General features: G+C 48.3%; 11 protein-coding genes. 9 read left to right on the top strand and 2 right to left on the bottom strand.

Annotated elements, in window-relative coordinates; genetic code table 11:
* Positions 1-98: 98 nt before the first annotated feature.
* Together Q8M98_09990 and Q8M98_09985 are read left to right on the top strand one after the other, a co-directional pair.
* Positions 99-464: a hypothetical protein gene (locus Q8M98_09990; protein ID MDP3115085.1), complete on the top strand. Its 366-nt coding sequence runs from the start codon at positions 99-101 to the stop codon at positions 462-464.
* Positions 465-606: 142 nt separating this feature from the next.
* Positions 607-1,869, top strand: coding sequence for a hypothetical protein (locus tag Q8M98_09985; GenBank protein MDP3115084.1), 1,263 nt, complete (start codon positions 607-609; stop codon positions 1,867-1,869).
* Between the two features lie 122 nt (positions 1,870-1,991).
* Here Q8M98_09985 and Q8M98_09980 read toward each other — a convergent pair whose 3' ends face one another.
* Positions 1,992-3,719, bottom strand: coding sequence for a YgiQ family radical SAM protein (locus Q8M98_09980; GenBank protein MDP3115083.1), 1,728 nt, complete (start codon positions 3,717-3,719; stop codon positions 1,992-1,994).
* A 75-nt stretch (positions 3,720-3,794) separates the two neighbouring features.
* Complete coding sequence (locus tag Q8M98_09975; protein ID MDP3115082.1) at positions 3,795-4,007, bottom strand: cold shock domain-containing protein; 213 nt, start codon at positions 4,005-4,007, stop codon at positions 3,795-3,797.
* 181 nt (positions 4,008-4,188) lie between these two features.
* Here Q8M98_09975 and Q8M98_09970 point away from each other — a divergent pair, with 181 nt between their 5' ends.
* The 7 genes from Q8M98_09970 (at position 4,189) to Q8M98_09940 (ending at position 12,687) form a co-directional block, all read left to right on the top strand.
* Positions 4,189-4,548: a response regulator gene (locus Q8M98_09970; GenBank protein ID MDP3115081.1), complete on the top strand. Its 360-nt coding sequence runs from the start codon at positions 4,189-4,191 to the stop codon at positions 4,546-4,548.
* A 4-nt stretch (positions 4,549-4,552) separates the two neighbouring features.
* Positions 4,553-5,455 carry a GNAT family N-acetyltransferase gene (locus Q8M98_09965; protein ID MDP3115080.1) on the top strand — a complete coding sequence of 301 codons (903 nt, stop codon included), beginning with the start codon at positions 4,553-4,555 and terminating at the stop codon, positions 5,453-5,455.
* A gap of 101 nt (positions 5,456-5,556) precedes the next feature.
* Positions 5,557-6,486 (top strand): D-alanine--D-alanine ligase, encoded by a 930-nt coding sequence (locus Q8M98_09960; protein ID MDP3115079.1) that lies wholly within the window; start codon positions 5,557-5,559, stop codon positions 6,484-6,486.
* 17 nt (positions 6,487-6,503) lie between these two features.
* Positions 6,504-7,649, top strand: coding sequence for a hypothetical protein (locus Q8M98_09955; protein MDP3115078.1), 1,146 nt, complete (start codon positions 6,504-6,506; stop codon positions 7,647-7,649).
* A 12-nt stretch (positions 7,650-7,661) separates the two neighbouring features.
* Entirely contained in the window at positions 7,662-8,339 is a 678-nt protein-coding gene (locus Q8M98_09950; GenBank protein ID MDP3115077.1) for a FecR family protein, read from the top strand.
* Positions 8,340-8,370: 31 nt separating this feature from the next.
* On the top strand, positions 8,371-10,743 hold the full coding sequence (locus tag Q8M98_09945; protein ID MDP3115076.1) for a hypothetical protein: 2,373 nt from the start codon (positions 8,371-8,373) through the stop codon (positions 10,741-10,743).
* A 72-nt stretch (positions 10,744-10,815) separates the two neighbouring features.
* Entirely contained in the window at positions 10,816-12,687 is a 1,872-nt protein-coding gene (locus tag Q8M98_09940; protein ID MDP3115075.1) for an adenylate/guanylate cyclase domain-containing protein, read from the top strand.
* The last annotated feature ends 151 nt before the right edge of the window (positions 12,688-12,838 follow it).

The raw sequence follows: 12,838 nt of genomic DNA, 5'->3' as shown, positions 1-12,838 counted from the left end.
TCTGGAGTTTGGGCATTTTCTATAGCTGCTGAAGAAATAGCTTGACATACATACCCGCATAAATAGTATGGTTTCCAAACTAACTTAAGGAGTATGCCATGAAAGACAATGATATCAAGCAAGCAATCTTAGAGGTTGAGGAGATCAAGCTTAAAGCGCAGCTTAGAGCTGTAAGGGAAACGCTAAAGGGAGATACATCATTCAGGAAAGAGGATGGTGAAGAGCGTAAATCGCAAGTCGAGTATGTCTATATGGTGCTAAAAGATATCAAGAAACCTCTGCATGTTTCAGAGATCGTTAGCAAGGCAAAGGAGATGTTTGGGATTGAGCTTTATCGGGAGTCTATTGTATCTGCTCTCTTAAAGAAGGTTCATAGGTTTGACCGCTTTTCCAAGACGGGTAAGAACACTTTCGGTCTTATTGAGTATCGGGATTTGTACCGGTCGCAACCCGAAGAGGAGTAGCATCATGATCTGCGAAGCTGTTCTTTCGATGATGCGGGGGTGAGATGGAGTATTTTCTCAAGCCTGGACTCTGGAAAGGGCTATACGTAGTGCGTTTTGTCTGCTCTTAAACCCTGGCAGGAAGACTATCACGCAGAGCTTGGTGTTTGCCGGGATTGATGATCTTGATTGGAGTGCCGCGTTCAAGATGTTCTCACGAAGCGAATGGAATGAAAAGCGCTTGTTTGACACCATTATAAGGGACGCAAGCTCTTATTTTGATGATGGTTTCATCAGCATCGCAGTCGATGATACCAAGGTCAAGAAAACTGGAATGAAAATACCCCATGCCGGCTACTTTCATGATCCATTATCGCCTCATTTTCATCCAAACTTTCTCTGGGGACACCGGATCCTGCAGGCTTCAGTAACGTTGCCTCTTTACAAACAATACCCAGAGGAAGCTTTGAACGAGGAAGACACCTACAATGCAAGCCGTGGAATACCTGTTTGGGCGATCAATGTCCCGGCACTCAAAAAACCGGGGAAGAGAGCTACCGTAGAAGAAATCCGTGAGTACAAAATTGCCAAGAAGACGAAAAATATGAGCCATGCCTTTGTCGATGTGACACATGACCTAAGAGTTAGCTTTGATGAAGCCGGAGCAGCAGATAAGAGACTGCTTATGGTTGTCGATGGTTCATTCTGTAACAAGACTGTATGGAAGGCAGAATTTGACAGGACTGACGTCATTGCCAGATGCAGAAAGGATGCAAGCCTTTGTTTCAGAGCTGAGGGCGGCACACGCCGTTTTTATTCGACAGAAAAGTTCAGTCCTCACTCAGTGTACCAGGATCAATCGATACCATACCAGGAAGCGAAGTTGATCATTGGAAAGAAGTATCGCAATGTGCGTTATAAAGACGTTAAAGGTGTCTACTGGCAAAGAGGAGCCGGCAGAAAAGAGTTGCGCTTGATTGTTATATCCCCTCGTCCCTACAAATCGTCCGGCAGGAAACAATTGTATAAACGACAAGCATACTTGCTCACCGATAACCTGACTCTGAAAGCAGTTATCCTGATCCAACAATACATCAACCGCTGGGAAATAGAAGTCAACCACCGCGATGAAAAGAACAACATTGGCGTGGGACAAGCACAAGTTTGGAACGTGAAATCAGTGGAAAAACAACCTGCATTGCTGATAGCAGCGTATAGTGTAGTGCTACTGGCCAGCCAGAAGTGTTTTGGTCATGAAAGAGGCAATGATTACCTGCCTTTGCCAAAGTGGAGAAATGGCTCTACCAGACCATCATGCAACGACTTACTTAATTTAATGAGAAAAGAGTTGCACAACTCACCGGAGCTTCAGAAGAGGCTGGGAATAAAACTCGGATTAGGAGCTAAATACTGTGTAAATCAATGAAAAATGTCCAAACTCCAGATTACGGGCTAAGTCCGTATTGACTCCGTAATGCTAAGGATGTAGCGCAGCATGCCGATCCTGCGGAGAATCCTGCAATAAGTTAGCCTACAATGAGTTAGCGTTTAATGAGTTAGTTTTTTGGCTTTGGCATGAAAGGGGCTTGACGCATCGAAAAGATGCCAAAGGGCGAGTTCTTTTTGTTTTCGGACTTCCGATGGTTTGGGGATTTCGATGGGTGCTCCGGTTTCAAAATCCATACCGGTAAAGTACATACAGGTGCTGATGGTCATCGGCGTGGGAGTAAACTCCTGCACTTGTTCGATGCGGATGGTGTTTTTTATCAGCCACTTGCGCAATTCGATAGCATCCTGGATAGTGGTTCCCGGGTGCCCGATGATGATATAGGGAACGATCTGGCGTTTCAAGCCCGCCTGATTACATGCCGCGAAAAACTCCTTACTGAAAGTTTCATAGCTTTCGATCACGGGCTTTCCCATCAGGCGTAAAACCTTTGGCACGCAGTGTTCGGGGGCGAGCTTGAGCCTGCCGCCGGTATATTTTGTGGCGATGGCGCTAATGTATGCTTTGCTATTCACCGCCAAGTCGTGCCGGATGCCGGAGGCGATAAAGACATGCCCGATGCCGTCCTGCGCCTCCACTTCCGCCAGGAGGCGAAGCTGGGCGTCGTGATCCATCATCAGATTTGCACAGACACCCGGATAGACGCAGGAAAGTCTTTTGCAGGAAGGGGGAAACTTCAGCTTGCAAGAGGAAGCATACATATTTGCAGTCGGACCGCCGATATCTGAGATCGTGGTTTTCCCGCTTCGTTTACGTCTTATCAGACGCAGACTTTCGGATATGATCGAGCCTGATGATCTGGATTGAACCGCTCTGCCCTGATGGCACGATATGGCACAGAAATTGCAGCCTCCATAGCAGCCACGATGAGACGTGATGGAATCTTTGATCTGTTCGAAGGCGGGAATGCTCAAGCCCTTGTATCTGGGATGCGGGGCATATTCAAACGGGAGCGCGTAAATGCGGTCAAGATCATTAGTTTCCAGTGGTTTTGCCGGAGGATTGTGTTTTATCCAGCGTCCGCCATTTTTCTGATACAAAACGCGGCTTTGATGATGTTTGAAGAAAAGCTTGGTCATCTGATGGAAAGTCTCTTTGTCCTTGCAGTGATCCGCGTCTGGAAGGATCATGCTATCCTCGCTATCATCCTGTTGCGGGGCCTGGTTCTGCATGACGACAGTTCCAGGAACGCTGTCTATATCATTGGCGCTCTTTCCCTTGTCCAGAGCGGCTGCAATCTCCAAAATAGCGCTTTCACCCATGCCATAGACGATCAGATCCGCTTTGCTGTCGCTGAGGATGCTGTTTCTGATCTTGTCCTGCCAAAAGTCATATTGCGCGATTCTTCTCAGGGAGGCTTCGATGCCTCCAAGGACGATGGGAGTGGTTTTAAACAGGCGTTTGAGGATGTTTGTATAAATCATCGTGGCGCGGTCGGGACGCATGCCGGATTTGCCATCCGGGCTGTATGCATCGTTGTGGCGCAGTTTTCGCTGGGCGGTGTAATGATTGACCATGGAATCCATGTTGCCAGCGCTGACGCCAAAAAACAATCTTGGCACGCCTAAACACAGAAAATCCTCGTCCTTCCGCCAATCAGGTTGGGCGATGATGCCAACTTTGTAGCCTGCAGCTTCCAGCACTCTGCCAATGATAGCGGTGCCAAAGCCGGGATGATCCACATAGGCATCTCCGCTGATGAGAATAATATCCACACTCGTCCAGCCAAGGGACTTCATTTCATCTGCGGATGCGGGAAGAAAAGGCATCGGTGCTCCGTCTAAAGAATCAGGGGCAAAAGCCCTTGCGAACTTCTGCCCCTGAAAGCACTCTGAATCTACTCTTCAGGGATTTACTCTGATGATGTTGATCGCTTGAACCCCTTTGTCGGTCTCCATCAGATCAAATGTCACAAATTCGTCTTGCTCTAATACTTTGAGCTCGCGCGGGGAATTGGTTACGATCGATTTCCAGTGGACAAAATACTCTTTATTATCATCGGTGATGATAAATCCGTAGCCTTTATTCTTATTGAACCACTTCACTCTTCCTTTCATGTTCACCTCTTAAATATGGTATGCGCCATTCAAAATGTAAGCCGATTTAAGTCAACATAAAAATGAAATCTTTTGGTTTTTGCTTGAATGGGGGGGTATGGTCGATAATTTATATTGACGGTTTTCCATATTCGCAATATATTGTTCATAATGCAAAAATTAATTTAACCGAGGTGAGTTGATGAGTTCCCGGATTCTTTTAGTTGACGATGACAGACTACTGAGAGAAGTGATCGGGGAATATCTGTCCTCAAGAGGCTATGAGGTTGATTTAGCAGAAGATGGAGAGCACGCTTTGGCAAAATTCAGCCCCGGAAGATATCGGCTTGCCATTCTTGACTTGGTGATGCCGGGGATGAACGGACTGGAATTGATGGCAAAGATATTGGCGCAGGACAAGGAAATATTTTGCCTGATCATGACCGGGTATCCAACGATAGATTCGGCATACAAATCCATGATAGAAGGCGCTTCGGACTATATCATCAAACCATTCCAATTGATGGAACTGCTCAATATCGTGCAAAAGTTTGTCCCATAACGCCATGTATGAATTACTGATCCAAACTCCGGACACGCTTTCATGGCGAGCTGAAGCTCCCTTGTGGGTGCATCCGGTGTTTATCAAATCCGCAGCCGAGATGAGCAATGCCGATGCCAAGCTGTTGCTTTGCTATAAAGGATCACAGCTCTTCGCTGCGATGCCGCTCTATGAGAAAAAACTACTCGGTCGGAAGCGTCTGATCAATCCCGTGGGAGCATATTATCAAGGCTTGTTTTTCAACTGGGAGGATAATATGCCTCCCAATCGCAGGCTGCTGGATGCTTTGCAAATCACTGGCGCATTGGCAAAGTATCTCAAAAGCAACTATCGCAAGATGCAGATCAATCTCACACCTGAGATCACCGACGTGCGCGGATTTGTCTGGAACGGATTGAAAGCCAAGCCTCTATATACATTTACGCACGATCTTGCAAAACCTCTCCAACCGCTGAGTGATGAACGAAAGCAGCTAAACCGCGCTGTTGAGACCGGCTTTGTGTTCGGCGAAGAGTTCGTTCCAATGCGCTATATTGAGCTCATGAAAGCCATGCAGACCCGCAAAAACCATCACACAGATATGGATTATCCCCGTCTGGCGAAACATCTTGACCAATTGCATGAAGCAGGTTTGATGCGCCAATATAACCTATACATGGGTGGAAACATCGTCAGCGCAAACATCCTTTTGCATAATAACACCCGCACAGCATATACAATCAGCCGAGCCACCGACATCGAGGCGCTGAAACAAGGTGCCAGCAGTTGGCATAGTAAATGCCTGATCGAAGCTCTGGCGGGAGAATTTGACTATTTGGATTTCTGCGGTGCCAACGATCCGGACGTGGGAAGATTCAAAGCAGCTTTGGGCTTAGAACTAAGGTTGTTTTTCCAGATTCACACTTGATATGGTTAGCGTGACTTTTTTGAGTAATTTATATGGTATAATCTCAGGCGACGGAGCTGTTGTTTGCGCGCGGCTTGGTGTCTGATCTAATATGAGGTGATATGAAGAAAATTGCCGTGTTGTTGGGAGGAAATTCTTCCGAACGAGAAGTCTCGCTAATGAGCGGAAGAGCGATCGCGGACGAGCTCAAAGTATTGGGCTATCAGGTCTTGGAGATTGATCCGGGGGCTTATGGAAAAGTGTCCCAATTGCTTGAGCTACTGGAAAGCGAGCAGATCGATCTGGTGTTCAACGCGCTGCACGGAGGCAGCGGAGAAAACGGCGTCATGCAAGCAGCGCTGAGTCTTTCCGGAATCAGATTCACTGGTTCGGATTTCAGATCCTGCTGTTTCGCCATGGATAAATATGTTTCCAAACTCATCGCCGCCTCGGAAGGTATCCCCGTTCCGGACTGCATCCTGCTGAGGGAAGACCTTTTGCACGACTATAACGATCCCGTGGACTATCAGGGCTTCATCGACAGACTGGGGCTCCCGCTGATCGTGAAACCAAACGATGGCGGATCTTCCGTGGGAATCTCCAAGATCAACGATATCAATGATCTCAAGCCCGCGGTGGAACTCGCTTTCAGGTATTCGGACGGAGTCCTTTTAGAACAATTTATCCCCGGACGCGAACTCACCGTCACGGTTTTGGGCGCTGAAGCAATGCCCCTGGTGGAGATCAAACCCCTCAACGGATGGTATGACTATGGCAACAAATATACCAAAGGCAAAACTGAATACATCGCCCCTGCCCACATAGAGGATGAAACCGCGAAACTGGTGCAGGTCTTTGCTCTGCGCGTCTGGAAGGCTTTTTCCTGCCGGGGCTATGCCAGGGTGGATTTTCGCTATGATGGAGAAAAAGCATATTTTCTGGAGCTGAACACGCTGCCGGGAATGACATCGCTGAGCCTGACTCCGATGGCTGCCAAAGCGGCAGGCATGGATTTTGGACAGCTTCTAGAACATATAATCAAAGCAATATAAAAGAATATGGAGGAACAATGAAGAATCTCTTTTTATCTCTAATGGTGCTGATGATGATCTCAGTGCCGCTTTCGGCGCGCCGGGGGGACTACAACGTAGTATTTTCGCCATCCAGCGTGAACGTCAACACCTTCAGAACGGCAAGCTTTGATCCGATGACACCGGATACTCAGCCGATTTTGACAAACCTGAATATCAAAAGCAATCTGAACCACGGTGCTTTTTTCTATATGAAGGTGGAGATTTTTTGGAGCGGTGTGAGCCAGCCTCTGGTCGATGCCAATTATATCACCAAGAATGTATTGGGTGCCGGATTGAACTTTCATCCACTCACGAACCGCGATCTCATTACCAATGAAGCGAGCAGCTATTTCACCGATCTCGGGCAGGGCGACTTTTCTCTGGATGCTATCATAGAATACAGCACAGTGCTGCGCAATGCAGTGTTGGCAGGTTATTTCCCGGATGGCATACTGAGCATCAGGATATCTGTGCAAGTCCAGCCCGAGGGAGAGATCAACCCCGTGCCGCCAACAAGCTGGAACAACGCGGATGTAGCGACCTTCGCCATCAATGTGCGCAACGCCGGAGTGATCCATCTCGTCAGTCCGGGCACCCGTGTGGGAAATATCCCCCCGCAGGTCAGCATGAAACCGGTGAACTTTGTCTGGAGCGCCATCAATACTGGATTCAACCAGGTTCAGCTTGTGATCAAGGAATTCTCACCCAGCGATCTGCCCAATTCCGGTTCGGTGGAAGTCACCGGCACCGAAATCTACAATGCCATCCTGCCATCGGGAGCAAGCAACTTCTCGGAATTCCTGCCTTTCAATGAAGACTATTACTATGCTTGGCAAGTGAGCACCACCAACTATTCCGAGACCAACCCCGCGCCTCCGCGAAACGCCAATCAGGGTGGATCGGTCTCCAGCGCGTGGCATGTGTTCAAGTTTGTTTCCGATGCCTCAGGTGCACAGAATGCAAATGAAATCCAGGCGATTCTGAACATGCTGAACAACCTCGCCATTCAGAATATCTTCAATAATGGATATTCTCCAACGGGCTCGGTTATGTACAATGGCAGACATTATAGCGGACAAGAAGCCGTCGATCTGGTGGAATCCCTCATCGGACAAGAGCTTAATATCCGCATCACGGATTAATAGGAGGGCATCATGAAAAAGATCATATTGATATCGCTGCTCATGTTTCTGAGCTTATCGCTGCTCACCGCAAACGCCGTGGCTCTCTTCACTGCTTCCAAAGGCAAGGTGGAGCTTAGACGCTCCGCCAAAAACGTCAAATTCAAAACCGGAGACATGCTCAACAACAACGATGAGATCCGCACTGGAACTGAATCCTTCGCTGCCTACAAGTTCATCGACGCTACTTCCACGATCAAGATCTTCTCAAATTCATTCGTCAAGATCTCTGCTACTAAGAGTGGAGACGATTTGAACAAAAAAACACAAGTCAATTCCGGCAGCGTCTATGCCAGAGTCACATCAAACAAAGGCAGCATGATTGTGCAGACCCCAACCACCGTGGCATCCGTCAAGGGAACGGGATTCATGACCAAGTTCACCCAAGACGGCGAAACCTACTATATCGTGACCCATGGCATCGTCGATGTCAAGGTGCTTGAAACGGGTGAAAACCAATCCATAGACGCCGGATACACGGCATACATAGACAAAGACAGCAATATGATAGTGCGCGAAAGCACTGAAGAAGATTTGACTGAGCTCGAGCGCGCCGAGATCGAATCCGCGCAGAACACCGAGCCGCGGAAAATGATCATTCCCGTGGCGGACGAGCAAGGGCGGATCAAATTGATCGAGATCACCTATTGATGCCCTTGGGATGTAAAAAATGAGGTTTATTATGAAACAGATAATGCTTGTAGCAATGTTGCTCATCATCGTCACCGCAATGTTTGGGATCACCGCATTGCACGTTCCGCCCCTCAAATACACCGTGGGCGAAGACGTATCTCTCAGGGTCGAGATCGAATTTGGTCTTGAGGAACTCAAGGAAGTCCGCATCCGCTATCGTGTGATCGGAGCCATTGACTACTTGGCAGAACCCATGCTGCAGGAAGCTCCGGGATCAATCTGGTTTGTAGGTATGATCCCCGCCATACACGTAGCCAATCAGGATATCGAATACTATTTCGAATTCATCAAAACCAATCTCGAAGTAGAGCTAATGCCGATCGAAGACGGCATCAAACGTCCCTATTCCATTTCCGCAGCAGAGATGAAAGGCAAACGCGAGCCCGGATTTATACTGCTCAGCACCGATGAAGACGTGGAACAAAAAGATGGCTATCTGCTTGCGGTTTCCTTCTTTTCAATTACCGAAAACCTTGATCCCAACAGTATCAAGGTCTGGGTGGGAGGAAAAGACGTTACCAAACATGCCTTGATCACCGAAAACGCCATCGTCTATCGTGATGACAGAGCCCGCGCCGGTTTGGTGAAAGCGTTCATCACTGCCACCATAGATGACGTTGAAGTACAATCCGAAACTTGGATTTCAACCGTGAGCGGACGCGGAAGCCGCACTCCTATAGAACTGAGAGGAAGATTCAGCTATGGCACCAATCTCTATGATCTGAAACAGGATTCGGTCACCCAAACCAATCGCGATCATGCTGCCTGGCTGGAGATGTATTCCACATACGGCATCCTGAACACAAATACCAACCTCTATGTCTCCTCTCTGGAAGACAATAACCTTCAACCGGTCAACCGCTACACCTTTGGCTTGCAGCTTCCCGCCTTGCATTTGGTGATGGGAGATTATTCTCCCTCGATCAGCCCTCTGACTATGAACAACCGCAATCTGCGAGGCGCCTATGGACAGTTGAATGCCAAGTATCTCGGCGCGGAATTTGCCATTGGCGAAATGGTGCGCAAGACCGAATATATACCCCAGACGGGTTCAAATGTCTCCACTTTCAAGCAGGAAGCCATCGGAGCAAGGATCCGCCTTGGTATGGAAAACGGCTTCTCGTTTGGTCTCAACGTCACCCGCAACCGCGACGTGGTCAGCTCTCTGGATCCCAGGTATTTCATCTATAGCGGCGCCGCTGGAGACTCGCTCTTCAGCACCACGCCAAAGGACAACGCAGTGATCAGCATGGATGCTCGTTTGGCTATTCCGAATCAAAACGTCCTGTTAGGCGTTGAAATTGCCGGAAGTTTGCTAAACCGAAACACCTTTGGCGGACCAATCTCCTCAGAAGAGATCGAGGACTATGTCGAAGGTTTCGATTTCGTCGATCCGGAAGCTCTCGCGGACATCTTTGTGATCAACAAAAACATGGAGCCTTTGTTTCCGAGCATGGCAAATACAGCATGGACAGCATATTATCGCACCTATTTCTGGAACAACTTCCTCAATATTAACTACTCTGTCACCGGTCCCGCTTTCAACGCTCTGAGCACCTACTATCAACAAAACGACACCCAGGTGCTCAATTTCACAGATCAATTCAACATCGGCAGGTTTTTGAACGTATCCGGTGGATACAACAACACGATGGACAACTATTCCAAAACCAAAAACGAGACCAACCGCTATGACTCATGGTTTGTCCAGGGAGTTATCAGATTCCCGCGCATGCCATATCTGAAGGCATCTTATCACACTACGGACACCAAGAATATAAACAATGCCGAAGTGCAGCAAGCAGCCGATTTCGTTCCCTTCACCAGAAACGCGAGTAGCATATCCGTCGGTTTGGGATATAATGCAGGACAGATCAGAATCCTGCCTTCCCAACTGGATATCACCTACCGCATGGGCGAAGACAACAGCATCACCAACGAGACCTTGGATTACGAAAACTTCAACAACAGCCTCAATATCTCCCTGAGCAACCGTCTGTTGATCTTCCCGCTGAAGACGCAGTTTGTATTCTCCATCGCCAATCAGGAACGCGAGCTGCCCGATCCCCAAAGCGTCGATCTGAATACCATTAAAAAAGACAACTTCACTCTCTTTGCCAAGGGCACCTATGAGTTGTTTAACAAACGTCTCATCCCCTTTGCTCATTATCGTTGGGTCAATCTCACCGGCGACCAGATTGATCAGTCCTACAATTACATCACTCTCGGTCTCGAGGCATATCCCATCAGGGATTTGAGCATCAGCACCGAAATCGGACAGAAACATTACAAAAACGACGAATTCAGCTCTCTGGATAGCGATGCGCTCACTTGGAGACTGCTGCTCACCCAAAGATTCTAAACCAAAACTTAATCAAAGGGGTTGTGCGTCCCGCGGGCAGCCCCTTATCCTTCTTGCGGAAAGGAGAACATTGTGAAGAGATACGCCCCGATCCTCTTCCCCCTCGCGATCTTATTGTTGATCAAGTTTTTATTTATCTTTGATTTCTTCGACAAGCTCGAATATCTTTCCCAGGATCAAATGTTTCGTATCCGCGGCGCAAAAGACGTTTCCGGCGACCTCGTCATCGTTGCTATCGATGATGCAAGTTTCAGTTCTTTGGATATGACATGGCCCTTCCCGAGAAACTTGCATGCCAAACTGATCGAAAACCTGAACCGGGCAGGCGTGCGGCAGATCGTCTTTGACGTCGAATTCACCGAAAGTGGGGATTCCGCTGCCGACTTGCACTTGGCAGAAACCGCAGCGCGATACAACAATGTCATCTTTGCCGGAAAGCTCATTCACAGCAGCGATCAGGGTGTGCATGTGCAGAAATTGGAGCCCATCCGCCCCATCTCCGAGAGAGGTCTTTCCTGGGGAATCGTCAATATCGACACCGATGACGATAGCGTCATCCGCCGCTATACTTTGTTTGAACCCTTCGATCAGGAACGGGTCTATACCCTCGGCATCGCTTCCTTGGCAAACCACCGTGTCTATCAACCCAATTGGACGGATCACATCAGGATCGAAAAAGGCAAGCTGCAGGTGATCGACAAAGCTATTCCGATCGTGAACGACAAGAAAGCGCTGATCAACTATTACGGTCCGAATGAAACCTTCCTAACCCTCTCCTATGCAAGCATTTTGGATGATTCTCTCTTGATCATGCCAGGCCAGATCGTGGATGGCACGCCAAACGAAATAGACGAATATTATGACATCCTGAATAGCGGTATCCTGGAGGGAAAAACCGTCCTCGTGGGTGCCACGACCGCCGAACTGCACGACAATTTTGCCACGCCTTTCAGCGGTAGAGTCCTCACCCCAGGAGTTGAGATCCATGCCAACTTCATCGAAATGGTGCATCAAGGGGATTATCTTTCACGTCTCAATCTCTGGCTCTATCTGCTTGGGGAGTTTATCCTCCTGCTTCTGCTCTGGTTTGTCTATAGAAAACTGAGACCCCAATTGGGCGCGGTTTTGCTCATTGGCTTGATTGTTATGCAAGGCGTGCTCGCGTATCAACTCTTTGCCAGGCAGAGTATTATCATCCCGGTGGTGCAGAGCATGCTCGTTTTCATCCTCGTCTATGTGGCGGCACTGCTCAACCACTATATCGAGACGATGAAGGAAAAACGCTTTATTCGCACCGCTTTCCAGCAATACATGGCTCCGGAACTGGTCAACGAACTCCTCCGTTCTCCCCAAAAACTTGCGTATGGCGGCTCCTTGCAGGAGATCACCGTTCTCTTTTCGGATATCCGATCCTTCACCACCTACTCTGAAAACCACAAACCCGAGGAAACTGTTCAGATCCTCAAGGAATATCTTACTGCAATGGTGGAAATCATCGTCCGCAACAAAGGCATCCTCGATAAATTTGTCGGCGATGAAATAATGGCGCTTTTCGGCACACCCGTGCCCCTGCCAAATCATGCTTTGTGCGCCTGCAGAGTGGCTTTGGAAATGCGCGAACGCCTCACTGAAATGCAGCAAGGCTGGGCAGCAGAAGGACGCGAAAGTTTCGAGATCGGCATCGGAATCAACACCGGCTACGCCGTCGTCGGAAACCTTGGCTCTGAGCAGATATTCGACTATACGGCGATCGGTGATACCATCAATCTCGGTGCCCGCCTGGAAGGACTGAACAAAGAGTATGACACCGCCAAACACATCATCATCAGCGAGTTCACTCTCGAACATGTCCAGGATATGGTGGAAGTGAATTTCATCGACGAAGTGAAGGTCAAAGGCAAAAATAAGGCGGTGAAAGTCTATGAGTTGGTCAGGATATTGTGATGGGTGGAAAGGTGGTACAATTGAGAATTGAGAATTGAGAATTGAGAATTGAGAATTGAGAATTGAGAATTGAGAATTGAGAATTGAGAATTGAGAATTGAGAATTGAGAATTGAGAATTGAGAATTGAGAATTGAGAATTGAGAATTGAG

Source organism: Candidatus Cloacimonadaceae bacterium, assembly GCA_030693415.1.
Classification (GTDB): domain Bacteria; phylum Cloacimonadota; class Cloacimonadia; order Cloacimonadales; family Cloacimonadaceae; genus JAUYAR01.
The sequence above is the reverse complement of the archived record's forward strand: the minus strand, read 5'-3'. Positions and strand labels throughout refer to the sequence as shown.